Here is a 25,588-nt window from a genome sequence, read left to right as displayed (position 1 = left end):
TTTACTTTAAGATTTAATTGGTATGCAATTAAAAATGTACTTCAGTTGCAACGTAGCAGGGTTTTTGCTATATTATGATTATAAAAATAAATAATTGGTTTTCAGGGCAGGGCGTAATTCCCGACCGGCGGTAAAGTCCGCGACCCAACGAAAGTTGGCCGAATTGGTGAAATTCCAGTACCGATAGTTAAAGTCTAGATGGAAGAAGACAGATAGGATCTGTTTTGGTGTGCCCAAAATAGGTCCTTTTTTCTTTGGGAATCAATGGAAGAGGTTGATTTTATGGGAAAAAGTATGTATAGATTTCAAGAAGTTATTGGAGTCGGAATTTTAGCAGCTTTAGGTACAATTTTGATGTTTTTTGAATTTCCAGTTTTGATCTGGTTGCCATTTTTAAAAGTTGATTTGAGTGATGTTGTTACTTTGATTGGGACGTTTGCTTTCGGACCAGTTGGAGGCATCTTGATTGCTTTGATTAAGTCGGTTGTGCACGTTATCATCACTGGTAGTGGAGTTGCTGGTTTAGTTGGTAGTGGGGCAGCCTTTGTTGGTGCTGTAGCACTTTTATTGCCTTTTAATCATTTTTGGAAAAGGGATAAGAAATTCAGTGCTATTTTGTGGGGAACTGTTTCATTAACTGTTATTATGTCAGTCCTTAATTATTTTGTAGTTATGCCGCTTTATATGAATGTCGTAGGGATGCAACTTAACATGAGTTTAGCTAAATATGTTGCAACAGGTGTGGTACCATTTAATATTATTAAGGCATTGATAATCTCGGTCGCTATTTTACTGGTATATCCTAGAATCAAAGGACATTTCGCCATTAAGTAATAACCTAAGAGAATTTTATAAATCTTTAAAGAAAAAGTTTAAACTTTTATGATATGCTTTAAGAGATAGAAATTAGGAGGTTGGTTCTTAATGGCCGATAATGATAAAAACAAAATGTCTGGCGATTCACGTGTTCCTAAATCAACTAAAGGTTTAGAGGGTTCTGTCAGTCTGGAAGATTTAAAGAAATATCATCTAATCGATACTGGTAACAATGAAAATGTACCAACAAATGATTCTGATTCTGTTTCCGATAATCAAACTTCTAATGGTGCATCTCAGAGTTCCGCAGAAAATTATGAGGATACTTCAAATGAAAATTATTCCAATAATTCGGCGGATCATCTTCAAACTGAAGAAATCCATGATCATTTAAGTGAAGCAAAACAGGATGATAATCCTGAATCAAATGTTAATAATACTAATTTTGTGCCAACGCCACCAATTGATGAAAAGCCAATGCCAAAACGACAGGAAGAAGAACCTCAGTCAGTTCAAAATGAATCCAAACCGACTGCCAAGGATGAAAAAAAGAAAAAACAAAAAAATGACAAACCTTGGGAAAATAGTTTCGATTCTGATACTGATGATGAAGGTCATGTTTCGCGTACAGTTACTAAAGAAAAGCAACGTGGCAATCATACGTTAGTTGTTACTTTGGTAGTAGCACTGATTGTGATTATGTTTGCCCCAGTCGTTATTAATGTTGTTAAAGGCAGCAGCGGCAGCAGCGATTTAGATAGTGCTCAATCAGAAAAATCGGTTGAGAATAAAGATAAGTCGACAAAAAAGAAGAAAAGTAACAATGATTCTGCTAAAAAGAAGTCGACAAAGAAAGATTCAAATAAGAAAAAGTCGTCTACTAGTTCGCAAAAATCAAATAACTCTAATAATACTAATAGCAATAATAATGCTACAAGTAATAACAATACTAGTTCAACAGCTTCAAACAGTAATACTGCAAATAATACAGGAAGTACTGGTAGCTCCGATACAACTAATAGTTCCAATAATAGCGGGACTTCGAGTCAAAACCAATCAACAGGTACAACAAGTGATCAACAACAATCACAAACTAGTCAACAAGCTTCAACAACAAATAATTCAACTGATACTTCAAGTTCATCAAGCGATGGTTCAGATTCAAGCTCAAGTTCGAGTTCAAGCGGTTCATATTATACTGTTCAAGCTGGTGACAATTGGTTTAGAATCGCCTATAATAATGGTCTAACAACTGCTCAATTAAAGAGTATGAATGGAAGCGTTGGAACGTTAACACCAGGTACATCACTAAGAGTTAAATAATTTTAAGTGAAGGGTCTTTGACATTATTGTCTGGGCCCTTTTATTAAGGAGATAAATTAATGCAAATTGCAATAGATGGTCCAGCATCGGCCGGAAAAAGTACCATTGCCAAATTAATTGCTAAAAAACTAGATTTTGTATACTGTGATACAGGTGCAATGTATCGTACAGTGACTTTGCTTGCAAAAAAGAATAATGTAGGTTATGGTGAAACTCTTGATATTTTAAAGCTAATGTCAGAGCATAAAATTTACTTTTCAAATAAATCAGATGGACAGCATGTCTATCTTGATGATGAAGATGTCTCAGATGCAATTAGAACAGAAGAAATCACAAATAATGTTTCACAAGTATCTGCCATCAAAGAAGTCAGAGCAAAATTGGTCAAAATGCAACGTGATATGGCAGGAGATACTGATATTGTGATGGATGGTCGTGATATTGGAACGACTGTTTTGCCAAATGCAGACGTTAAAATCTTTTTGATTGCCAGTGTAGAAGTTCGCGCTCAAAGACGATTCAAGGAAAATCTTGAACGAGGGATCAAAACCCCATTAAAAGAGTTGCAGGATGAAATAGCTGCTAGAGATTATAAGGATTCTCATCGTGAAATTTCACCATTGAAAAAAGCTGACGATGCTATTGAAGTTGATTCGTCAAATATGACAATTGAAGAAGTAGTTAAAAGAGTAACTGAATTAGTAAATGAACATAAGTAGGGAGGCAAAATATGTCTGTTCCAGTAGTTGCGTTAGTAGGACGCCCCAATGTAGGGAAATCTACGATTTTTAATCGAATAATTAATGAGAGACTCTCCATTGTTGAAGATACGCCTGGTGTAACACGTGATCGGATTTACGCTCGTGCCAGTTGGTTAGGTAAAGAATTCCGTTTGATCGATACGGGTGGTATTGAAATGAGTGGCGAGAAACTTTCTGTCCAAATTAAAAACCAAGCTGAAATTGCAATCGATGAAGCTGACGTGATTGTTTTCATCGTTAATGGTCAAAATGGTTCAACTAAGGAAGATGAAGATGTTGCAAAAATTCTTTATCGCACCAAAAAACCGGTAATTTTGGCTGTCAATAAAGCTGATAATCCTGAGCAACGTCAAAATATTTATGATTTCTATTCATTAGGCTTTGGAGATCCTAATCCAATTTCTGGTGCTCAAGGCACTGGCTTAGGTGATTTATTAGATGAAATCGTTAAGGCCTTTCCTAATGATGACAAATCAGAAGAAGACAAGTCAGTTAAATTTAGTTTTATTGGCCGTCCCAATGTTGGGAAATCATCGTTAGTTAATGCTATTTTAGGCGATGAACGGGTTATTGTTTCTGATATGCAAGGAACAACTAGAGATGCTGTCGATACTAAGTATCATGATGAAAGGCTTGATAAAGACTTTACTATTATTGATACTGCTGGTATTAGAAAACGTGGAAAAGTTTACGAAAATACTGAAAAGTATTCTGTTTTACGAGCTTTGAGTGCAATTGATAAATCAGATGTCGTTTGTGTCGTTTTGAATGCTGAAGAAGGTATTAGAGAACAAGACAAACGTGTTGCTGGTTATGCTCATAATGCTGGTAAGGGTGTAATAATCGTTGTCAATAAATGGGATACTTTGAAAAAAGATACAAATACAATGAAGGACTTTGAAAATCAAATACGAGTAGAGTTCCAATATCTTTCATATGCACCGATCCTGTTCGTTTCAGCAATCAAAGGACAACGTCTCAATCAAATCCCAGAATTAGTCGATCGTGTCTATGCTAATCGTGAACGTCGGATTCAATCATCAGTTCTTAATGACTTGTTATTGAGAGCAACGTCAATCGCTCCAACACCATTGGTCAATGGTAAGAGACTGAGAATTTATTACATGACTCAAGTGGCGGTCCAACCACCAACATTTGTTGTTTTTGTTAATGACAATGAATTGTTGCATTTCTCTTATGAAAGATTTTTGAAAAATCAATTGCGAGAAACTTTTGATTTTGAAGGAACTCCGATCAAGATATTGCCAAGAAAACGAAAATAGCTGAAAAGGACGCTATTTGGCCCGTTTTTATAAATATATTTATAATTTGTAAGAATTATGTTAAAAAATAGCGTAAATGCTTGCCACATCGGCATTGCTATGGTAATTTTGTACATAGAATAATGAACGCATTAATAAAAGTTCATGTGTTCTAAAAATTTTTTACAATTATCCGGAGGTATTCACAAATGGCAAATAAAGCTGAACTTATTGATAGTGTAGCAAGTAAAACTGGTTTGACAAAGAAGGATGCAACTTCTGCTGTTGATGCAGTTTTTGAAACAATTCAAGATAACTTATCAGAAGGTAACAAAGTTCAATTGATCGGCTTTGGTAACTTCGAAGTTCGTCAACGTGCTGCTCGTAAGGGTCGCAACCCACAAACTGGCGAAGAAATTAAGATTCCTGCAAGCAAAGTACCTGCATTTAAACCAGGCAAGGCTTTGAAGGATTCAGTTAAATAATTAATTCATTTTGGTTATTATGGGGCGGTCTTTTGACCGTCTTTTTTTACGCAAAATAATGGAGGTATGGATTTGAGTAAAGCAGATAAGGTTATAGAAACAATTGATGATGGTGACTTTTCGAAAGTCGATAATTTGATTCAGGATTCGCTTCGAGAAGATGATGATCAAACACTTTTTTCTTTGGCTGAAACATTAATGAGCAGAGGCCTGTCAGTTCAAGCTAAAACGATTTATGAACATCTACTGTCCATTTACCCAACTGAAGGGCAAATCCTCTCTAGACTGGCTGAAATTGCCGTTTCTGATGGTGATAGCGATAAAGCTTTGGACTATATCTCACAAATCACTCCAGATTCACCAGCTTATGCTGAAAACCTCTTAGTATCAGCCGATATTTACCAGTCTCAAGGACTCTATGAAGTCAGTGAACAAAAACTTCTTACTGGTATCAGAGAATACCCTGATGAAGAAGTCTTTAAGTTTGCTCTAGCAGAAGTATATTTTGATGAAAATAAGTTCAGCAAAGCCTTGACTTATTACGATATGCTTTTGGATATGGATATTAAAAACTATTCGGGTATCTCGATTGTCTTGAGAAAAGCCAGTTCCTTAGCAGGGGATGGACAATATGAAGCTGCCATCAGTGAATATGAAAAATTGAATGCCTTGGAACTAAACGAAGATGCCCAATTTCAACTTGGATTTTTATACAATCAAGTCAAAAATTATAATAAATCAATCACTACTTTAGAAAATTTGTTGGATACTAACCACGATTATCCAACTGCCTATCCAATTTTGGCAGAGGATTATTTAAACATTAAAAAGAATTCCGATGCTTTCAAATACGCTCAATTAGGTTTGAATATCAATGAACTTGATGATCGCCTTTACCAAATCGCCTTTGATGCTGGACAAGTTGAAGATGCTAAACAAGCTATCGATATCATCGAAAAGGGTATCAGAACTGTTGATGATCCAATGCCATTGATTATTAAGCTGAGTGATTACTACGTTACCAAAGGTCAATTTAAGGCTAATTTGGACTTGTTAAGCAGTCGTGATGTCAGCAATACTCCTAAATTGGTTTGGAATTTGGCTAAGTCGGAATATGAAACCGACGATGTTACTGATGCTCAAGAAAATATCCTCTTAGTTTTAGATGATTTTAAAGACAATTTGGATTACTTATCTGATTTGATCGAGATTTTACGAAGCACTGGTAATAATGCTGCTCTAAAAGCTGCATTGAAGCTTTATTTGAAGCAAGATCCAGACAACGAGAATATGCAAGATTTACTTGATCAGATCTCTTAAACATTATAATAAAATTAGAAAAATTAATTTAAATTGGATTATTTTTAATAAAAACCTTGAAAAATTCTAAACAACTGCTATCATTCTAGACATAAATTGATTTTGATTTTTAAACAAGTAGCGAAATATCTGGGTGTTCAGAGAATTGACGGTTGGTGCAAGTCATGCAGGATATTTTTGATGAAATACTAAATTGAAATCACGTGTCCGGCGTTATAGGAATAAAGAGCAAGTATTTTTACTTGAATTTTGGGTGGTACCGCGCAAAGAGCGTCCCTGCATTTATTGCAGAGGCGTTTTTTTTGTTCCTATAAGCTAAATTCTAGGAGGTTTGGAAAATGAAATTTTTAGAAAAATTAAAATTGCAAGCAACTTTTGCACAAATCCTAAATCAAAAGGATATAGACGACACTAAGAAGAATTATCTTTATAGACCCTATTGGAGCTAAAAAAATTTCAAAGAAAATTTAAAATAGGGTGATTATTATGAAAAAAGCAAGTCGATTAACGTTTTTAGAAAGTCTCTTGATTATGTTAGTAATGTTTTCAATGTTAGGAATCATGATGATTGGTTTCAATATGACGCCACAGATTCCAATTTTATTAACTTTTACGATTTTGTTATTTTACGGTCGCTTTCGTGGCTTTTCATGGAAGGAGCTGCAAGATGGTATCGTCACTGGCGTTAAACCAGGCATCATCCCAATGATAATCTTTATTATGATTGGCGTTTTAGTCTCAGCTTGGTCAATGTCAGGCGTGATTCCCACTATCATGGTTTATGGATTAGAATTGCTCAATGCTAGATTTTTCTTATTTACAGTCTTTGTCAGCTGCTGTTTAGTTGGCGTAATCGTTGGGAGTTGTTTTACAACTATCAGTACTTTAGGAATCGTCTTCATGGGTATCGGTCAGGTCATGGGCATCAATACAGCATTGACAGCTGGTTCGATTGTTTCAGGAGCTTTATTTGGCAATAATCTCTCGCCATTGTCTGGAACGACTAATTTATCGACCGGAATTGCTGGAGTCGATAACGTCTTTGACCATATCAAAACGATTGCTCACACCGCTTTGCCTGCTGCCATTATTACTGCAGTAATCTTTTTGATTGTGGGGCACTCGAGCGTATCACCAGATATGAGTTCAGTTCATCATATAATTAATGCTTTAAATAATAATTTCTTTATTTCTGCTTGGATGCTGATTCCTATCATCGTCTTGATTGCCTGCGCTATTTTGCAAGTTCCAGCTATTCCTACTTTGTTGGCTGGTTCAGTGACAGCCATTATCATGCATGTCTTCATTGACCATGCAACTTTGACGACTATTAGCAAGCAGATCATGAATGGATTTCAATTGAATTCACCCGATAAGAAGATCAATTTAATAGTTAGCGGTGGCGGAATCACAAGTATGTTAAGCAGTATTTCTTTAATTTTAGTTGCTTTGACACTCGGAGGCGTTTTGATCAAAATGGGCGTCGTAGATAATTTGGTCGGTAAGATGAGTCAAAGAGTCGATTCACCGGGAAAACTGATTTTACTATCAGCTTTAAGTGCTATCGGTATTAATTTCTTAGTTGGTGAACAATACTTGTCGATTATTTTGCCAGGAACAACTTTTAAAAAGAATTTCGATGAACAAGGCGTTCGTCCCGTATTCCTATCTAGAGTTTTAGCTACTGGTGGAGCTGATATCAATGCTTTAGTTCCCTGGGGAGTTACAGGAATCTTTATTTCAGGAGTTTTAGGAGTTAGTCCGTTAATCTTTATTCCTTGTGCCTTTTACGTTTGGCTGAATCCTTTATTGACGATTATTTTTGGCTTCGCCTTTGGTAAAAATTACAATCAAGTTCCAAGTGAAAGAAAAATTTCAGTTAAGGTAAATCAACAATTTGAATAAGTCCTAACAAAGAAGATAGTCTCTATTTAGAAATTTTAAATAAAGGCTATTTTTTGTTGTATTTTAGGAATCAAGTTGCTTTTGTTTATTTTTGGCGATATTTTTGACATATCGTGTATAGTTGTTATGTAAAGATTTTTATTATTTAGTTTAGAAATTGAGGTAAATGTATGCAGATCAAACAACTTCCTAAGGATTTTCAAGAGGCACTACCAGTATTAGAACAGATTGAACAAGCGGGCTTTCAAGCTTATTTTGTCGGTGGAAGTGTTCGAGATCATATCTTGGGCCTGCCAATTCATGATGTTGATATTGCGACTAGTGCATACCCTGAAGAAATTAAAAAGATTTTTAAACGAACGGTCGATACAGGTATTCAACATGGGACTGTCACGGTCTTAATGGGGGATGATGCTTATGAGGTCACGACTTTTCGGACGGAGTCAGGTTATCAAGACTTTCGTCGACCTGATAAAGTAACTTTTGTTCGGTCTCTTGAAGATGATCTTAAACGTCGCGATTTTACGATCAATGCTTTAGCAGTTGACCTCAATGGAAATGTAATTGATAAATTCGATGGTTTAAAAGATTTAGATAAAAAAGTCATTCGCGCGGTTGGCAAAGCAGAAGAACGCTTCCATGAAGATGCTTTACGAATGATGCGGGCAGTCAGATTTCAAGCTCAATTGAATTTTAAAATAGAAGAACAGACTTCACAGGCAATTGCTGACAATGCACCTTTGCTTGAAAAAATTGCAATTGAACGGATTAGAGAAGAATTCGTCAAATTGTTGTTAAGTAAATCTTGGCAAACTGGATTGGGCGATTTCTTAAAACTAGGTTTGAGCGAATATTGTCCTGGATTCAAAGATCAAAAATTAGAATTAGAAGAATTGTTGGAACCAAAAGACAAGTATTTTATTGATGAAGATGAGGCCTGGGTAGCTATCGGCTATGTTTTGAGCTTGAATCATGATGAATTCAATCGCTTTTTAAGAGATTGGAAAGTTTCCAATAAGACCAGAGAGACTAGTGTCGATACTTTAAAGCTTTTGCACTTGTTTGAGAGTCAAGATTTCGATTTGTGGAATATTTACAAGTTGGGAACTAAGAATTTTGGTCGTGTGATTGAATTATGCAAAATGTTTGGGATTGAGTTCGATTATCAAGGATTAAATCAAAAGGTAGATCAAATTTCTATAAAAAATAGTCATGACTTGAAACTTTCTGGTAAGGATATTTGCGATATTTTAGGTGTCAAACCAGGTCCTATCATTGGCAAGTCGATGTCCCAAATTGAGCGTGCTGTCGTGGAAGGAAACGTTTCCAATAATTTCGATGAATTAAGGCATTATCTATTAAGTAATCAATAACGCTGTGTTATCATTAATTTAGTAAGTGTTTTTAAATTGAAAGGGTGATAATATGACTAAACATGTTTTTAAAGAACTCAAGTTTTACTTTAGAAATGATGATACTTGGACAGTTAGCCACAGTGAGATGAGTGACGTTTGGATTGCACGTGTAACGACTAGTTATGGACGTATTCAAGGTGGACGTATGCAAGAAATCCATCCATGCAAACGTTTTAGAATTGAAATTTTACCAGATGCTGACTATATCAAGGATACAGATGTTTCTACAGCAGCAATGGCTGATGGCATGTTCAACCGGATTATTAAATACCAAGATATTGAAAAATGCGATATCGTTTTTGAAGACGATCAAGGCAAGGAACCAATGCAGATTTACTTCCCATTCAAGCAAAAGGATGTTGAAGGACTTGATAATGCTTATCAATCTTCAGCTATTTCAAGTAAGACTGGCAATCTGTACATTTCGATTGATCCAGAAAATACAGTTTATGATATCTACAAAGAAGATCTTTAATGAAAATATAAAATACGGGACATTAGTTAGTTGTTAGCTAAGTCCCGTATTTTCTTGAGTAGAGGGGTAAATCATGGGAAATTTAAAAATTGGCACGATGGTCAAAATCGATGACCAAAAAGATGCTATGAAGAATCAAATTGGGGCTGTCGTTTATTTTGATCAAGAACATGAGAAAATTTTAGTTCGATTCGGCGGGCAACAACAGATGTATTATAATTTGAGTCAATTAAAAATTAATCAAGTTGCTGATAATTGAGTCCATTTGGTGAGACGATACATTAAGCACTTCTGATGTGATAAAATAAAGCAGAACAAAACATATACCTCTATCGAGATTGGTAGGGGAATTTTTTATTTATAGTGGTGAAATAATTGAAAACCTTAAACATAACAAATGCTTCAAAAACCTTTGGTGAACGGACACTTTTTACAGACGTTACGTTTACGATCAACGAAGGCGACAGAATTGGTCTTTTAGGTCTTAATGGAACTGGTAAAACAACTCTTTTAGACGGAATCGTTCATCCTAATAATCTCAATACGATTGAGGTCGATAAGCCTAAAGACTTTAAAATATCTTACTTAAAACAGCAACCTGATTTAGATGCAAAATCTTCTGTTATTGATGCTGTTTTTAATGGCAGCGGCGAAAAATTTCAATTGATTCGTCAATATGAAAACTCATTGGCTAAATTTAACATCAATTCGACTGATAAGAAGATTCAAAATGAATTTTTTAAGTTGCAAGAAAAAATGAATGCTGCTGAAGCTTGGCAAATGGAGTCAGATGTTAAGTCGATTTTGAATAAATTGGGCATTACTGAACTTGATAAAAAAATCGGTGAATTATCTGGTGGTCAACAAAGACGTGTTGCTTTAGCACAGACGTTAATTTCAGAAGCCAATCTGTTGATTTTAGATGAGCCAACTAACCATTTGGATTATGAAGCAATCGATTGGCTACAGACTTATTTAAGCAAATATAAAGGCTCAGTTCTTTTCGTGACCCATGACCGTTATTTCTTGAATGAAGTCGCAACCAGAATCTTTGAATTAGAGAATCGCAATGTTACTGAATATGACGGAAATTACGAGAAATATTTACAACAAAAAGCTGCTAATGAAGAGATTTACGCTTCCGTACAACATCATAAGACACAACTCTATAAGCAAGAATTAAATTGGATGCGTGCTGGCGTTAAAGCTCGTGGAACTAAGCAGCAAGCTAGAAAAGATCGCTTTACCGATTTAAAAGAAGATTTACAAAATAAGCCTGAAGCTCAAAAAGAAATGTCGATTGATATTGCACAACAACGATTGGGCAACGATGTATTCGATATTAAAGATGCCAGTTTAAAATTTGGGAAACATATCATCTTAAAAGACTTCAGTTATTTAGTTTCTCGTGGCGATCGAATTGGGATAACTGGTGCTAATGGTTCCGGTAAAACAACTTTTCTCAATACGATTGCTCATCAATTACCATTAGATTCAGGTGAGGTCAAAACTGGACAAACAGTTAGATTAGGCTATTATACGCAGCACACTGAAGATATGGACCCAGATAAGCGTGTCATCAGATATTTGGAGTCAATTGGTCAAGGTGCTAGAAATACTGATGGTAATCAAATGTCAGCCTCACAGATGCTTGATACTTTCAAATTTGACCATCAGATGCAAGGCTCCTTTATCAGAGAGCTCTCCGGTGGGGAGAAACGACGTTTGTACTTGTTAGCAATTTTGATGAATCAACCCAATGTTTTACTTTTGGATGAGCCAACGAATAATTTGGATATCGAGACTTTAACAATTTTGGAAAATTATTTAACTAATTTTAAAGGAACAGTTTTAGCTGTCTCTCATGATCGCTATTTCTTAGATAAAGTAGCTCATAAGTTATTGATTTTTGATGGTCAAGGTGAAATCGAAGAAAGCTATGATTCTTATTCTGGCTATTTGAAAGAAGCTTCCGAAAAGAAACAGGCTCAACACCATGAAGATAAGATTCAAAAGCACGAAGAAGTTAAAGAAAAGACTGAACAGAAGAAAACTGAAACTAAAAAGAAATTGACTTACGCTGAACAAATCGAGTTTGACAAATTGGAACCTAAGATTGAAAAACTCGATGATGAAATTGCCAGTTTGAAAAAAGAATTGAATGACGCTTCAAATGATTATGAAAAATTAATGGACTTTCAAAGACAACTTGACGAGAAGAATCAAGAATCAGATAAATTGATGGATCGTTGGGAATATTTAGGTCAATTCATTTAGGGGGAGAACATGCATAACGAGCAACAATATTTAGATCTTTTAAAATACGTTTTGGAAAATGGACATAAAAAAGGCGATCGGACAGGTACTGGTACCATCAGTACTTTTGGATATCAGATGCGCTTTGATCTGCAGGAGTCATTTCCACTTTTGACGACTAAAAAAGTTCCCTTTGGTCTAATTAAGAGCGAATTGTTGTGGTTCTTGCATGGAGATACTAATATTAGGTATCTTTTAGAACACAAGAATCATATTTGGGACGAATGGGCCTTTAAGAATTACATTGAAAGCTCAGATTACACTGGACCAGATATGACTGATTTTGGTCGCCGCAGCTTAGTCGATGATGAATTTGCCAAAGCTTATCGAATTGAGAAGAAGAAATTTGATCAAGCTATTTTAGAGGACGATGAATTTGCCCAAAAGTTTGGTAACTTGGGAGATGTTTATGGTGCTCAATGGCGTCATTGGCAAAAGCGTGATGGTGGTTTTATCGACCAGATAAAAAATGTTATTGAACAAATTAAGGACAATCCTAATTCACGGCGTTTGATCGTTAGCGCCTGGAATCCAGAAGATGTTCCAACGATGGCGCTTCCTCCTTGTCATACGCTGTTTCAATTTTATGTTAATGATGGCAAATTATCTTGTCAGTTGTATCAAAGAAGTGGCGACCTGTTCTTAGGAGTACCTTTTAATATTGCTAGTTATGCTTTGTTGACGCATTTGATTGCTCGAGAAACTGGATTAGAAGTCGGTGAATTCATCCATACCTTAGGGGATGCTCATATTTATTCCAATCATCTAAAACAAGTCAAAGAACAATTAAGTCGAAAGCCAACTGCAGGTCCACAATTAAAAATCAATAGCGATGAGAGTATCTTTGATATCGATGCAGGCGATATTGTAGTTGAAAATTACAATCCTCAACCAGCTATCAAGGCTCCAGTTGCTGTTTAAAGGAGAGATGGCCAATGATTAGTTTTGTTTGGGCAGAAGATGAGAATCATAATATCGGCGTAGATGGACATATTCCTTGGAATTTGCCTAATGATATGAAGCATTTTAAAGATGTTACAACCGGTCATCCCATTGTCATGGGACGCAAAACTTTTGAAAGTTTTCCAAATGGTCCCTTACCTAAAAGATTAAATATCGTCATTTCAAGAAATCCAGAGTATCAAGTACCTGATTCTGTGGTTCTTTTGAATGATAAAGGAAAATTGTCACAGTATGTGAAGCCTGATGACGAGGTTATGGTCATTGGTGGAGCTGGAATCTTTGAGTTATTTAAGGATGATGTAGATCGACTGTATCTTACGAAAATCTCGCATGCGTTTACAGGCGACACTAAAATGATTCCCATCGATTATGACAAATTTGATTTAATCGAAAAAAAAGAAGGCATTATGGATGAAAAAAATATTTATCCATATACCTTCGAAACTTATCAAAAGATTTAATTATTTTATTAACATGAATTAAGCAACATAGAAATAAACTGAAAAATACATCAAAGCAGTTCCAATCATAACAAAAATATGCCAGATGACGTGGATGTATTTCAAGTCTTTCAGCAAATAAATGCAAGCTCCTAATGTAAAAGCTATTCCTCCGGCAACTAGTAACCAGATACCGACGGTTCCAATTGAGTGATATAGCGGATTCATGGCGATAATAATAGCCCATCCCATTAGGACATAGAGAAAGGTTTCAAAATACTTGAAACGACCAACGTTGAAAATCTTATAAAGAATTCCACCGATTGCTAATATCCAGATAAAAGCGAGAATAGTGTAACCAAAAGTGGAATGTAACGAAATCAAGCAGTATGGCGTATAAGTTCCAGCAATCATCAAAAAAATAGAACTGTGATCGAATATTTGGAAAACGCCCTTAGCTTTCGTGAAATAAAGACTGTGAAAGAGCGTGGAACTCAAGTATAAAAAGAATAATGTGAAAGCATAAATGAAATAAGCAGTAATATTTAAAGGATTACCCTGATGGAAGCCTTTGATCAGTAAAAATACAGCTCCGATAATGGCTAAAATAATTCCGATACCATGAGTGACCGCACTGAAGACTTGATCAGTGATCAAATATCTTCGTGTAAAATTATGTTTTTTTGACATTTTAAAAACCTCAATTATTTTTGTCTGTTATTGAACATTATATGCTTTTAAGGGCTTTTCAGACAATAACTATCTTTAGTATAATAAATAACAGTTATTTTATTATAAATAATATTTAATAAAAATACTTGAGATAGTTAGTTTTTTTGTGATTTAGAAACAATAAGTTTGGTAAACTTTGTTATAATTGAAACAATTAAGAACTAAGACCCTATGAAAGAGGGATAAAATGACTAAAGTAAAAATCCTTACCGATTCATCGGTACAGTTAACTCCAGAAGAAATAGAAAAATACGATATTGGGATGGTTCCTTTAACCATTAGTATCGATGATAAGACATACACTGATGGTGTTGATATCACAAGGGAAGAATTTGTACGGGAAATGGATGCCTCAAAAGATTTACCTAAGACATCGCAACCATCAATCGGTACTTTCATGAAAGTTATCGATAAAATTCCTGATGACTATACTGATATCTTATCCTTAAACATGACCCCAGCAATCAGTGGAACGATCAATGCAGCAAGACAAGTAGCGCAAATGAGCGAACGTCACATGGAAGTCGTTGATACTGAATTTACTGATCGTGCTCAAGCCTTTCAAGTTATCAAAGCAGCTAAGATGGCTCAAGAAGGCAAGTCGATCGATGAAATTAAGCAAGCTATTTCAGTCTTGCGCGAACATACTTACCTATACATGGGTGTCACAAGTATTGAAAATATCCTTCGTGGCGGTCGTTTGAGTCGCTTTGCAGGAACGCTATCAACACTTTTGAATATCAATTTAGTTTTAACTTTGAAAAATAATAGTCTAGATATTGCCAAGCGTGGCCGTGGTCGCAAGACGATCGAAAAATATATGGACAATGTTATGGAAGAAATCAAAGGCTTAAAGAACATCAAGTCGATTGGTATTTCATATGTTGACAAAATGGACTATGTAAATGAATTGAAGGAAAAGTTGGCACAAATCGTTCCTGACGTACCGTTGCTTATTAGAGTAACCAGTCCGGTAATTGCTACCCATGCTGGTTCAGGTGCCTTCGCAATTGAATTTTATACCGAGTAAAAGCTGATGCTGACATCAGCTTTTTTTTGAAAGATGGATTTTAGCTAATGAAGAAAAAAAGTATTTGGATCATCGTTGTAATCTTAATTTTAGTGGCAGTGAGTGGTGGAACTTATTATTTTGTTCAAGGTAATCACCAGCAACAAGAAGTTGTCACTAAGAAAGCTCCCAACAAAAAACCTAAGAAAAAAACAGTTCCTAAAAAGAAAAGTCTCAGTCTTGTTGCGATTGGAGATTCATTAACGCAAGGCGTCGGCGATTCTAAATCAGTTGGAGGCGGATATGTCACAAGATTGACTAGCAAAGTCCAAAATCATTATGACATCCCTACGCAGCCACATAATTATGGCGTGTCAGGCGATACTAGTACGCAAATTATGACGCGCATTAAAAATGATAAAAATATGCACCAAGATTTACCGAAGGCAGATATTATTACAATTACTGTCGGTGGAAATGATTTCATGCATTTATTGCAAAAAAAGGGCTTGGATTTAACAGCTGGCGACATTGCTGATGAACAAGTCAAATTTGATAAGCGTTTAAAGCAATTATTGACTGATGTGAGAAGCTATAACAAAACTGCTCCCATCTATTTGATTGGTATTTATAATCCCTTCAGCGTCTATTTATCAAACGTCAAGAACGCCAAAACTGCTTTTATCAATTGGAATCGTGGCTCTGCTAGAGTAGCAGCTACATTTAATAAAACTTACTTTGTCGATATTAATAACCTCTATCAGACTAAACAAGTCGATAAAAAAGTTAAGAAAACCGGGGTCAACCCATATCTTTACAAAAAAGATCATTTCCATCCCAACGGAACTGGTTATGATATGATGACTGATAAGATTTTTGCCAAAGTAAGTACAACGACAAAGGAGTGGCTTTATAAATAATTATGAAAAGAAATTATTGGAAATACGCATTCATAACTCTCGTGGCAATCATTGTGATTGGGTTAGGATTCATTGGAACTAAAGTTTTGAGTTCACCAACAGAAAACTATCAGGTTACTTCCAATGTTGAAAATCAAAGTTCAAAAGTCTTTACCGTCAATATGACTAAGCAACAAGCTAACAAGATGGCTCAATATTATTTGAAGCATACATTAAATAACGGTAAAACCGATTATCAACTTGTCTTGAAAAAGGACGCTGAATTAACCGGTGCTATTTCATTTTTAGGAGCCAAAATCCACTTTACGATTTTGATGCAGCCATATGCTAAGACTAATGGCGATATTTTATTGAAAGCAAAAGGAATGAAAATCGGTGATTTATCATTGCCAATTTCCTTTGTAATGAATTATATTAAGAATAGCTTTAAAACACCTAATTGGGTCGATATCGATGGCAAAGATAAGTCAATTCTTTTGAAATTCACTAAATTTACAACTAAAGATGGTTATGGTATTCGTGCTAAAAATATTGATTTAAAAAATAATAAATTGTCCTTTGAAGTAATGAATAGTAAAATTACTGACAACCAATAACGTGAAAGGAGTAAGAATGAGACGCAGTTTTTATGAATTTTTAATGACGCTTCGCAATGCTGACAGTGTTGAACCAGAGGCCGAATTTGCGAACAATGCTTTTCATGATTCATCTTTTCCTAAGCATGAAGAAAGTTACCAAAAGATTTCAGATTATCTGGAATTAAACGCTGGTTATTTGCCCAGCATGACAATTTTTGATGAGGCATTCCAAAAGTACCAAGAAATAGACAGAAAATAGGTGATGGCAATGGCACTACAATGGTATCCGGGACACATGAACAAAGCCAAGAACCAAGTGCAAGACCGCTTGAAACTAGTGGATATTGTACTGGAAATCGTCGATGCAAGACTTCCGTTTTCATCGCGTAATCCGGTTCTTGAACAAATAATCGATCAAAAAAAGCACATAATTATTTTAAATAAAGCTGACCTAGCTGATCCTCAAGTGACAGCTGATTGGAAGCTTAACTTTGAACAAGAGGGCACTAAATCCATTGAATTGGATGCTAAACATAGCAAAGGACTCAACAAAATCAAAAGTTTGATTCATTCCGAACTTTCTGAAAAAATTGCTCGTTATGAAAAAAATGGCGTTCAAAATTATCGAATCAAAGCTATGTGCATTGGAATTCCGAATGTCGGCAAATCAACGATTTTGAACCGCTTGGTTGGAAAGAATGTGGCCGTAACTGGTAATAAGCCCGGCGTGACGAAAAATCAGAATTGGTTGAAAACAAATATTGGTATCGACTTATTGGATACGCCTGGTATTCTTTGGCCAAAGATCGATGATCCCAAGGTAGGCATGAAATTGGCTCTTTCAGGCGCTATCAAAGATAAAATCTATGCACCTGATGATGTTGCCATCTATGCATTGAACTTTTTAGAGACTCATTATATGGACAATCTGCAGGAAAAGTATGGACTTACTAACTCCGATATTTTCAATCATACGACTCCAGAATTGTTAATGAGTCTAACTGAGAAGTTCGGTTATAAAGAGGATTATGACAGAGCCTCACGTAGAATTATCGATGATATTCGTAAGCTCAAGTTAGGCAGATTGACTTTTGATGTCCCTGGGGAGTTTTATGAAGAATAGATACACGATTAAAGAAGTTAAAAAACTATTGGAAAATGAAGCTAATAGTTCGTTATTGTCAGAATTTTCAAAAGATTCTAGGGCTGGAGTAAAAAAATTATTGCAGCAATTTTATAAAAAGCAAGCTCAAAAAGAGGTTTTGATTAAAAAATTTCATCAAAAGGAATTTTTGGAAAAGCCTTACTGGGATCACAATTTAGTGGTCGCAGGAGTAGATGAAGTTGGTAGAGGACCGTTGGCTGGGCCAGTCGTTACAGCAGCGGTTATTTTGCCATGCGATAATACACTTTATGAGGTGGACGATTCAAAAAAATTATCACGTGCCAAAAGAGACCAATTATATAAACAAATTTGTGAACAAGCAATTGATATTAGTGTCGCTGTTGGCAGTCCTAAGTTGATTGATACTGAAAACATTTATCATGCAACTGAGTTGACAATGAGAGAATCTATTGAACGACTCTTTTTGAAGCCAGATCAAATTTTAGTCGATGCCATGACGATTCCTGTTAATATTTCACAAACAAAATTGATTAAGGGCGATTCTAAGTCGTTAAGTATTGGAGCTGCTAGTATCGTAGCTAAAGTAAGTCGGGACCGCCTGATGACGACATATGGCAAACTATACCCTGAATTTGGTTTTGATCAAAACGACGGCTATGGCACTAAACAACATTTGGATGCCTTGTCAAAATATGGTCGAACAAAGATTCACCGCTTGAGTTTTGCGCCAGTAAAAAACATAAATAAATTGTATTAAGAAAGCATCATTTTCGTAGTTTAGACTAAGGGAGTGATGTTTTTATTATGGACAAATTAACGCGATTCTTAATCCTATGTCGTCAAACGGGGATGGTTTCGAATCAGATAATGTTAAATATTATAAAGATTTCGACAAGTAGTGCTAATCTAGAAGATGAAACTTATGATTTTCTGCAAGAAAAGTGGGGATTTGCAAAATTTAACCAGTTTCTACTATTATTAAAGAAGCAAGAAATTGCAGAGTTTGAAGCGATAAACTACTTAGATTCCAATTATCCGCAAATCTTAAGAACAATTTATAATCCTCCAGCGCTCTTGTATTTTAAAGGAGATATTGCTTTACTAAAGACGGATTGTTTGGCTATCGTTGGGTCTAGACAGGCGACAGATTACAGTTTTCGTTGCATTGGCGGTCTTGTTCCGCGCTTGGTAAATCGTTATACTATTGTGAGCGGTTTAGCAAAAGGCGTCGATTCATGGGCTCATCAACACGCATTGAATAATCATGGCAAGACGATTGCCGTGATTGGAAGTGGGCTTGATATTGCTTATCCAAAAGAAAACCTTGCTTTACAGCAAGAAATTATGAATAATGGTTTGGTAATCAGTGAGTACCCACCACGGACTCCTATCAGGAAATTTCATTTTCCACAAAGGAATCGAATAATCGCCGGTTTGAGTCAAAAGGTTATCGTCACAGAAGCTAAAAAAAGAAGTGGTTCTTTGATCACAGCAGATTTAGCACTAGAGAACAATCGTGAAGTCTTGGCTATTCCTGGACGAATCGATGTTAGTTTGTCCGCTGGCTGCAATAGTCTGATTGAACAAGGGGCCACCCCGCTGATCGATTTTAATAGTTTATAAATCAGGATATTTAAAAATATTTTTATCATTTAAATTGACAAAAGAAAAATCAGTGATTAATATATTGACAGTTTTAATTGATCCATTGGAAAGGAGCACTTTACGTGCCATCAACAAAGCAAAAGAACTTGGTGATCGTTGAATCGCCATCAAAAGCAAAAACAATTGAAAAGTATTTGGGACGTAATTATCACGTGGTTGCAAGTCTTGGTCACGTTAGAGACTTACCTAAGAGTCAGATGGGTGTCGACGTTGAACATGATTATGAACCAAAATATATTTCCATTCGTGGTAAGGGTCCAGTCATCAAGGATTTGAAAAAAGAAGCCAAAAAAGCTAAAAGGATTTATCTGGCAGCCGATCCGGATCGTGAAGGAGAAGCCATTGCTTGGCATGTCTCACATTTACTAGGGTTGGATGACAATGATAAAAATCGGGTCGTCTTTAATGAAATTACTAAAGACACGGTCAAACAAGCTTTCAAGTCACCTCGAAGCATCGATATGAATTTGGTTGATGCTCAACAAGCTCGTCGGGTTTTAGATCGCTTGGTTGGTTATTCTATTTCGCCAATCCTTTGGGCAAAAGTTAAAAAAGGACTCAGTGCCGGTCGTGTTCAATCGATTGCCTTGAAACTTGTTATTGAGCGCGAAAATGAAATCAAGAAGTTCGTTCCTCAAGAATATTGGACGATCGAATCAGTTTTCAAGCATGGTAAAGATAAGTTTAAAGCTAACTTCTATGGCTTGGATGGTAAAAAAGCTGAGCTTGGCGACAATGATCAAGTTCAAGCTGTTTTAAATAAAGTTGATAAGAAAAAAGATTTCAATATCGATAAAGTTACAAAAAAGGAACGCAAGAGAACTCCAGCAGCACCATTTACAACTAGTTCGTTGCAACAAGAAGCTAACAAGCGTCTCAACTACAAGACTAGAAAAACAATGATGATTGCCCAACAATTGTACGAAGGTATCAATTTAGGTCGAAAAGAAGGAACTGTTGGTCTAATTACTTATATGCGGACTGATTCTAAGCGTATTTCTAAAGTAGCTGAAGCAGAAGCTTCAAAGTTCATTCACCAAGAATACGGCGAACCTTTTGCAGCTATCAAAGAGAGAAAAGATAAGAACCAAGAAGGGGCTCAAGATGCCCACGAAGCTATCCGTCCTTCATCAGTTATGAGAACGCCAGCTTCATTGAAAGATATTTTGAGTCGTGATCAATTTAGACTTTATAATTTGATTTGGTCACGTTTTGTTGCCAGTCAAATGACACCAGCAATCTTTGATACGATGACAGTCGATTTGTCACAAAATGGCGTTAATTTTAGAGCCAATGGTTCAAAGATGAAATTTGAAGGTTATCGCAAAGTCTATCAAAGTACTTCCGAAAAATCTAAGAAAGATAATATCTTGCCTGAATTAACTGAAGGCGATAAAGCTAAGTTGCAAAAAAATGATCCGGCACAACACTTTACTCAACCACCAGCAAGATTTACTGAAGCTTCCTTGGTCAAAGCTTTGGAAGAAAATGGCGTTGGTCGTCCTTCAACTTATGCTCCGACAATTGATACTATTCAACGTCGTTACTACGTCAAATTGAATGGTAAGAGTTTTGAACCAACCGAACTTGGTGAAATCGTTGATAATTTGATTCAGTCTTATTTCCCAGATATCGTAAATATCGATTTTACAGCTAATTTGGAAGATGAGTTGGATCGAATTGAAGAAGGCAATGAAGATTGGGTCCAAGTAGTCGATCGCTACTACAAACCATTTGCAAAAGAATTAGAATCAGCCGAAGATAAAATTGAAAAAGTTCAAATCAAGGATGAACCAGCAGGTATGGATTGTGATATCTGTGGTGCACCAATGGTCATCAAGATGGGACGTTATGGCAAGTTCTATGCTTGCTCACGTTTCCCTGAATGTCGTAATACTAAACCAATCGTTAAAGAAATTGGCGTTACTTGTCCTAAATGTAAGAAAGGTCAAGTTATTGAAAGAAAATCAAAGAAGAACCGTATCTTTTATGGTTGTTCTAGATATCCAGACTGTGACTTTGTTTCTTGGGATAAACCAATTGGACGTGATTGTCCAAAAGATGGCCACTACCTAGTTGAAAAGAAAGTTAAGGGTGGTCGTCAAGTAATCTGTCCAAATGGAGATTATGAAGAGGATATTCAAAAATAAATGATAGAACAGGAATTAATCGATAAATTCGTTGAAAATTTAATGATTAATCATCACTACTCAAAAGAAACAAAAAAATCTTATTTAGAAGATATAGATAATTTTGTTTCTTTTTTGCATCAAAATGGTGGTTTCAATGGCTTTACCAAGGTGAAACGAATTGATATCGAGACATATTTAACTTATTTAGATGAAAAAGATTATGCGGATGAAACGGTTGCTAGGCGAATATCAGCTTTACGTTCGTTTTATAATTTTTTGATTAAGAATGATTTCATCGATGCCAATCCCTTTGATTTGGTGCAGTTAAAGCATAAGGGTCGAAAATTGCCTCATTACTTTTATGAAAAAGAAATGACGCAATTGTTTGAAGCTGTCCAAGGAGATGATCCTCTGTCGCAAAGAAACTCAGCGCTCTTGGAGATGTTGTATGCTACTGGCATGCGAGTTAGTGAATGTGCTAACCTATTATTAGATCAATTGGATTTTTCTAATGGAATCGTTTTGATTCATGGTAAAGGGGATAAGGATCGTTACGTTCCTTTTGGAAGCTATGCTCAACATGCCTTAAAAAAATACTTTGATCAGGGTCGTAAAATTTTGATGACGAAGAATCATCAGGATCATCAATATGTGTTCGTCAATAGTCGTGGACAGGGTTTAACTAGTCGTGGAATCGAATATATTTTGGATCAAATCATTAAAAAGACTAGTTTAACTAGCGATATCCATCCCCACATGATTCGGCATACTTTTGCAACCCATATGTTAGAACATGGGGCGGATTTAAGAACGGTCCAAGAATTATTAGGACACTCTAGTTTGTCTACGACTCAAATCTATACGCACGTGACGATGGACCATTTAAAAAAAGATTATAAAAAATATTTTCCAAGATAAAGAAGGTACATAAATGACAACTATAGTTGCTGTAAAACATGATAACCGCACTGCTATTGCTGGTGACGGTCAAGTTACAATGGGTGAAAAATACATCATGAAAGGAACTGCTCACAAGGTAAGACGTATTTATGACGATAAGGTCATTATTGGTTTTGCTGGTGGAGTAGCTGATGCGATTACTCTTCAAGATTGGCTTGAACAAAAACTCAAGGCTTACTCTGGAAATCTTAAGAGAGCTGCAGTTGAGTTAGCACAGGATTGGAGAAAAGATCCAACTTTGCAAAAATTGGAAGCTTTGTTGATTGCTATGGATAAGGACAGTCTCTTATTGATTTCAGGTAATGGCGAAGTTATCGAACCTGATGAAGATGTCGTAGCAATTGGGTCAGGTGGCAACTTTGCTCAAGCGGCAGCTATTGCTATGCAACGTCATGCAAAAGATATGGATGCTGAACAGATTGCTGTGGAAGCAATTAAGATTGCTTCAGGAATCGATATCTTTACGAATGAAAACATTATTTCCGATAAATTTTAGAGTGGAGATTAATAAATGGATACATTAACACCGTTAACACCAAAACAAATCGTTGCCCAATTAGACAATTATATTATTGGTCAAACAGACGCTAAAAAGGCGGTTGCGATTGCCTTGTACAATCGTTACCGTCGTATGCAAGTACCAGAAAAACTACAACAAGAAATCACACCTAAAAATTTGATGATGATTGGACCAACTGGTGTTGGTAAAACAGAAATCGCCAGAAGATTAGCCAAAATCGTTAACGCCCCCTTCGTGAAAGTCGAAGCAACTAAATTTACTGAAGTTGGTTACGTAGGTCGCGACGTCGAATCAATGGTACGTGATTTAGTCAGTATGGCTGTTTCTATGGTTGAAAAAGACAAATTTGATGAAATTAGACCAGAAGTCCGTCGCGATGTTGATAAGAAATTGGTTAAATTGCTAGCTCCTGGCGTCAAAAAAGAACAAAAACAAAACAACAATGATTTCATGAGTATGTTAAATAACATGCAAAATGGTCAAAATCTCGGTAGTATTTTTAACAACAATAATGATACGGTTGATTCTGATCCTGACAGCAATGCTGAAGTTACTGATGAAATCCGTAATCGTCGTCTCAGTGTTAAAGAACAATTGGATAAAGGACTTCTAGAAGACGAAGAGGTAACTATCAAAGTCGAAGAATCTAAAAAAGTTGGTCCAATGGATGACCAGATGGGTCAAATGGGACTTGATATGAGTGGGATGATGGACTCATTGATGCCTAAGAAGACTATCACAAGAACTTTGCCAGTTAAGGAAGCTCGTGAATTGTTGATTCAACAAGAATCGGATAAACGAGTCGACCATGATGAAATTTATCAAAGAGCTATTGAATTGACTCAAAATAAAGGAATTATCTTTATTGATGAGTTCGATAAGATTGCTGCTGGCGATAAAAAGAATTCAGGTGAAGTTTCTCGTGAAGGTGTCCAACGTGACATCTTGCCAATCGTCGAAGGTTCACGTATCAACACTAAATATGGTCCAGTCGATACTGACCACATTCTTTTCATTGCCTCAGGTGCTTTTGCTGAAAGCAAGCCTAGCGATTTGATTGCTGAACTTCAAGGTCGTTTCCCAATTAGAGTCGAATTAAACGACTTGACTGAAGAAGATTTCATTCAAATTTTGACTAAACCAGACAATGCATTGACAAAACAATATGTAGCGCTTACACGCGCGGATGGCATACATTTAACTTTTACTAAAGAATCAGTTGAAGAGATTGCAAAAGTTGCTTTTGAATTGAATAATAGTAATCAGAACATCGGTGCAAGACGTCTTTCTACTGTCTTGGAAAAGATCTTGGCGGATATTCTATATGAAGGTCCAGATATGCAAATGGGCGACATTACTATTACACGTGAATACGTTCATGAACAAGTAGGCAAGATTGCTGCTGATCAAGATCTTTCACGCTATATTCTTTAGGGGGAGTTACATGACAGTTTATCAATTGAAGAACGACTTTTTAACTGTAAAAATCAATTCTTTGGGTGCTGAAATGAACAGCATCAAGAACAATGAAGATTCAGAATTTATCTGGCAAGCTGACTCAAAGGTTTGGGGAAGACATGCACCGGTATTGTTCCCAATCGTTGGTCGCTTAAAGGATGACCATTACTTTGTTGATGGTAAAGAGTACCAGATGACTCAACATGGATTTGCTCGTGATCAAGAATTTAGTCTTGACTCACAAACAGATGCCAAATTAGTTTTAAGTTTGACAACTAGTGAAGCTAGTCTTAAGAAGTATCCTTATCACTTCAAGTTGCGTATCGTTTACCAACTTGTTAAGGATACTGTGCAAATTTCTTACTTAGTTGATAGTATGGAAGAATCAGAAGATATGTACTTCTCAATTGGAGCACACCCTGGTTTTAGCGTTCCCTTTGATAAAGGTTTGAAATTTGAAGATTACAAAGTTCAAGTTGACCCTGTTGAAACAAGAACTCATATTCCTATTTCAGATCACCTAGTCGATTTGAATAATGAGCAAAAAGTTGAGAATCAAAACTTCTCAATGGCTCGTGATTACTTTGTGGACGATGCTGTGGTCTATCGTTTGAATGACCCTGCTGAAGTAACAATTTCAAGCGACAAGTCAGATCACAAGTTGACACTTGATACTGTTAACGCCAAATTCTTCGGGATGTGGTCAACCTATCCTGATGATAACGGTAAGTTTATGTGTATCGAACCATGGTGGGGACTTGCTGATAAAACAGATAGCGACAATGATTTGAAACACAAGTATGCAATCAATAAATTGGCTCCTAAGGAACAATTTGAAGCATATTTCAGTATTTCAATCAAGTAATATAAAAATGATAATAAAAGGGCTGTTCGTCAAATTAAGTTGATGGCAGTTTACATAAGCAGTTAGATCATAATTGGTCTAGCTGTTTTTTATTTGGCTGACGAGCTTGCTCGGAGCCAAAAAATTTGAAGATTGATACGCT

The 25,588-nt window shown here is 36.0% G+C and carries 26 protein-coding genes and 1 riboswitch; of the genes, 25 read left to right on the top strand and 1 reads right to left on the bottom strand.

The features are described from left to right. Positions 1 to 93 precede the first annotated feature (93 nt). Positions 94 to 214: riboswitch (FMN riboswitch) on the top strand. Between the two features lie 68 nt (positions 215 to 282). The 13 genes from FHL05_RS08565 to FHL05_RS08505 all read left to right on the top strand — a co-directional run bounded on the left by FHL05_RS08565 (position 283) and on the right by FHL05_RS08505 (position 13,502). Beyond that, entirely contained in the window at positions 283 to 834 is a 552-nt protein-coding gene (locus FHL05_RS08565) for an ECF transporter S component (RefSeq protein ID WP_153384229.1), read from the top strand. Between the two features lie 90 nt (positions 835 to 924). Further along, positions 925 to 2,139 (top strand): LysM peptidoglycan-binding domain-containing protein, encoded by a 1,215-nt coding sequence (locus tag FHL05_RS08560; RefSeq protein WP_153384228.1) that lies wholly within the window; start codon positions 925 to 927, stop codon positions 2,137 to 2,139. Positions 2,140 to 2,198: 59 nt separating this feature from the next. Further along, on the top strand, positions 2,199 to 2,858 hold the full coding sequence (gene cmk, locus FHL05_RS08555; RefSeq protein WP_153384227.1) for a (d)CMP kinase: 660 nt from the start codon (positions 2,199 to 2,201) through the stop codon (positions 2,856 to 2,858). Between the two features lie 11 nt (positions 2,859 to 2,869). Next, a complete protein-coding gene (gene der / locus FHL05_RS08550; protein ID WP_153384226.1) occupies positions 2,870 to 4,183 on the top strand; it encodes a ribosome biogenesis GTPase Der in 1,314 nt (437 codons plus the stop codon). Between the two features lie 188 nt (positions 4,184 to 4,371). Next, positions 4,372 to 4,647 (top strand): HU family DNA-binding protein, encoded by a 276-nt coding sequence (locus FHL05_RS08545; protein WP_057739444.1) that lies wholly within the window; start codon positions 4,372 to 4,374, stop codon positions 4,645 to 4,647. Between the two features lie 72 nt (positions 4,648 to 4,719). After that, on the top strand, positions 4,720 to 5,967 hold the full coding sequence (locus FHL05_RS08540; RefSeq protein ID WP_153522466.1) for a tetratricopeptide repeat protein: 1,248 nt from the start codon (positions 4,720 to 4,722) through the stop codon (positions 5,965 to 5,967). Positions 5,968 to 6,453: 486 nt separating this feature from the next. After that, positions 6,454 to 7,872, top strand: coding sequence for a Na+/H+ antiporter NhaC (gene nhaC, locus FHL05_RS08535; RefSeq protein ID WP_153522464.1), 1,419 nt, complete (start codon positions 6,454 to 6,456; stop codon positions 7,870 to 7,872). A 170-nt stretch (positions 7,873 to 8,042) separates the two neighbouring features. Further along, on the top strand, positions 8,043 to 9,245 hold the full coding sequence (locus FHL05_RS08530; RefSeq protein ID WP_153384223.1) for a CCA tRNA nucleotidyltransferase: 1,203 nt from the start codon (positions 8,043 to 8,045) through the stop codon (positions 9,243 to 9,245). A gap of 52 nt (positions 9,246 to 9,297) precedes the next feature. Further along, positions 9,298 to 9,762, top strand: coding sequence for a hypothetical protein (locus tag FHL05_RS08525; protein WP_153384222.1), 465 nt, complete (start codon positions 9,298 to 9,300; stop codon positions 9,760 to 9,762). A gap of 73 nt (positions 9,763 to 9,835) precedes the next feature. Further along, on the top strand, positions 9,836 to 10,021 hold the full coding sequence (locus FHL05_RS12440) for a hypothetical protein (RefSeq protein ID WP_153384221.1): 186 nt from the start codon (positions 9,836 to 9,838) through the stop codon (positions 10,019 to 10,021). A gap of 116 nt (positions 10,022 to 10,137) precedes the next feature. Then, positions 10,138 to 12,039: an ABC-F family ATP-binding cassette domain-containing protein gene (locus FHL05_RS08515; protein ID WP_153384220.1), complete on the top strand. Its 1,902-nt coding sequence runs from the start codon at positions 10,138 to 10,140 to the stop codon at positions 12,037 to 12,039. Positions 12,040 to 12,048: 9 nt separating this feature from the next. After that, positions 12,049 to 12,999: a thymidylate synthase gene (locus FHL05_RS08510; protein ID WP_153384219.1), complete on the top strand. Its 951-nt coding sequence runs from the start codon at positions 12,049 to 12,051 to the stop codon at positions 12,997 to 12,999. Positions 13,000 to 13,013: 14 nt separating this feature from the next. After that, complete coding sequence (locus tag FHL05_RS08505; RefSeq protein ID WP_153384218.1) at positions 13,014 to 13,502, top strand: dihydrofolate reductase; 489 nt, start codon at positions 13,014 to 13,016, stop codon at positions 13,500 to 13,502. Positions 13,503 to 13,520: 18 nt separating this feature from the next. On the opposite strand, the gene trhA is transcribed toward FHL05_RS08505, so the two are convergent. Continuing rightward, complete coding sequence (gene trhA, locus FHL05_RS08500; protein WP_153384217.1) at positions 13,521 to 14,171, bottom strand: PAQR family membrane homeostasis protein TrhA; 651 nt, start codon at positions 14,169 to 14,171, stop codon at positions 13,521 to 13,523. 229 nt (positions 14,172 to 14,400) lie between these two features. Here trhA and FHL05_RS08495 point away from each other — a divergent pair, with 229 nt between their 5' ends. From FHL05_RS08495 to FHL05_RS08440, 12 genes are all read left to right on the top strand, one after another. Beyond that, positions 14,401 to 15,243, top strand: coding sequence for a DegV family protein (locus FHL05_RS08495; RefSeq protein WP_153384216.1), 843 nt, complete (start codon positions 14,401 to 14,403; stop codon positions 15,241 to 15,243). A 47-nt stretch (positions 15,244 to 15,290) separates the two neighbouring features. Beyond that, the gene (locus FHL05_RS08490) at positions 15,291 to 16,142 is read left to right on the top strand and encodes a GDSL-type esterase/lipase family protein (RefSeq protein ID WP_153384215.1); all 852 of its coding nucleotides are present in this window, start codon (positions 15,291 to 15,293) and stop codon (positions 16,140 to 16,142) included. 2 nt (positions 16,143 to 16,144) lie between these two features. Further along, positions 16,145 to 16,738 carry a YpmS family protein gene (locus tag FHL05_RS08485; protein WP_153384214.1) on the top strand — a complete coding sequence of 198 codons (594 nt, stop codon included), beginning with the start codon at positions 16,145 to 16,147 and terminating at the stop codon, positions 16,736 to 16,738. A 16-nt stretch (positions 16,739 to 16,754) separates the two neighbouring features. After that, positions 16,755 to 16,979, top strand: a complete 225-nt coding sequence (locus tag FHL05_RS08480) for a YozE family protein (protein ID WP_153384213.1) — start codon at positions 16,755 to 16,757, stop codon at positions 16,977 to 16,979. 9 nt (positions 16,980 to 16,988) lie between these two features. Then, positions 16,989 to 17,843, top strand: coding sequence for a ribosome biogenesis GTPase YlqF (ylqF, locus tag FHL05_RS08475; RefSeq protein WP_153522462.1), 855 nt, complete (start codon positions 16,989 to 16,991; stop codon positions 17,841 to 17,843). Beyond that, on the top strand, positions 17,833 to 18,603 hold the full coding sequence (locus FHL05_RS08470) for a ribonuclease HII (protein ID WP_153384211.1): 771 nt from the start codon (positions 17,833 to 17,835) through the stop codon (positions 18,601 to 18,603). Before ylqF ends, FHL05_RS08470 begins: the two co-directional genes overlap by 11 nt. A 47-nt stretch (positions 18,604 to 18,650) precedes the next feature. Next, positions 18,651 to 19,469 carry a DNA-processing protein DprA gene (dprA, locus tag FHL05_RS08465; RefSeq protein WP_153384210.1) on the top strand — a complete coding sequence of 273 codons (819 nt, stop codon included), beginning with the start codon at positions 18,651 to 18,653 and terminating at the stop codon, positions 19,467 to 19,469. 104 nt (positions 19,470 to 19,573) lie between these two features. Continuing rightward, complete coding sequence (gene topA / locus FHL05_RS08460) at positions 19,574 to 21,661, top strand: type I DNA topoisomerase (RefSeq protein WP_162000259.1); 2,088 nt, start codon at positions 19,574 to 19,576, stop codon at positions 21,659 to 21,661. Beyond that, positions 21,662 to 22,561, top strand: coding sequence for a tyrosine recombinase XerC (gene xerC / locus FHL05_RS08455; protein ID WP_153384208.1), 900 nt, complete (start codon positions 21,662 to 21,664; stop codon positions 22,559 to 22,561). 13 nt (positions 22,562 to 22,574) lie between these two features. Continuing rightward, complete coding sequence (gene hslV / locus FHL05_RS08450; protein ID WP_153384207.1) at positions 22,575 to 23,099, top strand: HslVU peptidase proteolytic subunit; 525 nt, start codon at positions 22,575 to 22,577, stop codon at positions 23,097 to 23,099. Positions 23,100 to 23,114: 15 nt separating this feature from the next. Further along, the gene (hslU, locus tag FHL05_RS08445; protein ID WP_153384206.1) at positions 23,115 to 24,557 is read left to right on the top strand and encodes an ATP-dependent protease ATPase subunit HslU; all 1,443 of its coding nucleotides are present in this window, start codon (positions 23,115 to 23,117) and stop codon (positions 24,555 to 24,557) included. Between the two features lie 10 nt (positions 24,558 to 24,567). Continuing rightward, positions 24,568 to 25,446 carry an aldose 1-epimerase family protein gene (locus FHL05_RS08440; RefSeq protein WP_153522460.1) on the top strand — a complete coding sequence of 293 codons (879 nt, stop codon included), beginning with the start codon at positions 24,568 to 24,570 and terminating at the stop codon, positions 25,444 to 25,446. The last annotated feature ends 142 nt before the right edge of the window (positions 25,447 to 25,588 follow it).

It is taken from the genome of Companilactobacillus halodurans (assembly GCF_009600995.1).
Classification (GTDB): Bacteria; Bacillota; Bacilli; order Lactobacillales; family Lactobacillaceae; genus Companilactobacillus; species Companilactobacillus halodurans.
This window is presented reverse-complemented; position numbering and strand designations above follow the sequence as displayed.

Coding starts and splice junctions, on each gene's coding strand:
- FHL05_RS08440 (WP_153522460.1), top strand. CDS start 24,568: ATGACAGTTTATCAATTGAAGAACGACTTTTTAACTGTAAAAATCAAT.
- xerC (WP_153384208.1), top strand. CDS start 21,662: ATGATAGAACAGGAATTAATCGATAAATTCGTTGAAAATTTAATGATT.
- hslV (WP_153384207.1), top strand. CDS start 22,575: ATGACAACTATAGTTGCTGTAAAACATGATAACCGCACTGCTATTGCT.
- dprA (WP_153384210.1), top strand. CDS start 18,651: ATGGACAAATTAACGCGATTCTTAATCCTATGTCGTCAAACGGGGATG.
- cmk (WP_153384227.1), top strand. CDS start 2,199: ATGCAAATTGCAATAGATGGTCCAGCATCGGCCGGAAAAAGTACCATT.
- der (WP_153384226.1), top strand. CDS start 2,870: ATGTCTGTTCCAGTAGTTGCGTTAGTAGGACGCCCCAATGTAGGGAAA.
- FHL05_RS08480 (WP_153384213.1), top strand. CDS start 16,755: ATGAGACGCAGTTTTTATGAATTTTTAATGACGCTTCGCAATGCTGAC.
- FHL05_RS12440 (WP_153384221.1), top strand. CDS start 9,836: ATGGGAAATTTAAAAATTGGCACGATGGTCAAAATCGATGACCAAAAA.
- FHL05_RS08565 (WP_153384229.1), top strand. CDS start 283: ATGGGAAAAAGTATGTATAGATTTCAAGAAGTTATTGGAGTCGGAATT.
- FHL05_RS08485 (WP_153384214.1), top strand. CDS start 16,145: ATGAAAAGAAATTATTGGAAATACGCATTCATAACTCTCGTGGCAATC.
- FHL05_RS08470 (WP_153384211.1), top strand. CDS start 17,833: ATGAAGAATAGATACACGATTAAAGAAGTTAAAAAACTATTGGAAAAT.
- ylqF (WP_153522462.1), top strand. CDS start 16,989: ATGGCACTACAATGGTATCCGGGACACATGAACAAAGCCAAGAACCAA.
- FHL05_RS08530 (WP_153384223.1), top strand. CDS start 8,043: ATGCAGATCAAACAACTTCCTAAGGATTTTCAAGAGGCACTACCAGTA.
- FHL05_RS08545 (WP_057739444.1), top strand. CDS start 4,372: ATGGCAAATAAAGCTGAACTTATTGATAGTGTAGCAAGTAAAACTGGT.
- FHL05_RS08560 (WP_153384228.1), top strand. CDS start 925: ATGGCCGATAATGATAAAAACAAAATGTCTGGCGATTCACGTGTTCCT.
- FHL05_RS08505 (WP_153384218.1), top strand. CDS start 13,014: ATGATTAGTTTTGTTTGGGCAGAAGATGAGAATCATAATATCGGCGTA.
- FHL05_RS08495 (WP_153384216.1), top strand. CDS start 14,401: ATGACTAAAGTAAAAATCCTTACCGATTCATCGGTACAGTTAACTCCA.
- trhA (WP_153384217.1), bottom strand. CDS start 14,171: ATGTCAAAAAAACATAATTTTACACGAAGATATTTGATCACTGATCAA.
- nhaC (WP_153522464.1), top strand. CDS start 6,454: ATGAAAAAAGCAAGTCGATTAACGTTTTTAGAAAGTCTCTTGATTATG.
- hslU (WP_153384206.1), top strand. CDS start 23,115: ATGGATACATTAACACCGTTAACACCAAAACAAATCGTTGCCCAATTA.
- FHL05_RS08525 (WP_153384222.1), top strand. CDS start 9,298: ATGACTAAACATGTTTTTAAAGAACTCAAGTTTTACTTTAGAAATGAT.
- FHL05_RS08490 (WP_153384215.1), top strand. CDS start 15,291: ATGAAGAAAAAAAGTATTTGGATCATCGTTGTAATCTTAATTTTAGTG.
- FHL05_RS08510 (WP_153384219.1), top strand. CDS start 12,049: ATGCATAACGAGCAACAATATTTAGATCTTTTAAAATACGTTTTGGAA.